Annotated in this window: 1 protein-coding gene; it reads left to right on the top strand. The window is 68.6% G+C overall.

What is annotated here, in order from left to right:
* Positions 1–236, top strand: a 236-nt coding sequence (locus KVT14_RS21395; RefSeq protein ID WP_217617388.1) for an adenylosuccinate synthetase, incomplete at both ends; no start/stop codon positions are given.

Below are 236 nucleotides of genomic sequence, written 5' to 3'. Positions count from 1 at the left end.
TCCTCGGCAAGGGGAAGACCGGCACGACCGGCCGCGGCATCGGCCCCGCGTACGCGGACAAGATCAACCGGGCCGGCATCCGCATCCAGGACCTGTTCGACGAGAACATCCTGCGGCAGAAGGTCGAGGGCGCCCTCGCCCAGAAGAACCACCTGCTGGTGAAGGTCTACAACCGCCCGGCCATCACGGTCGACGAGACGGTCGAGGACCTGCTCGGCTACGCGGAGCGGCTGCGC

Source organism: Cellulomonas sp. GbtcB1, from assembly GCF_019091725.1.
In the GTDB taxonomy this organism is placed as follows: Bacteria; Actinomycetota; Actinomycetes; order Actinomycetales; family Cellulomonadaceae; genus Cellulomonas.
This window is presented reverse-complemented; position numbering and strand designations above follow the sequence as displayed.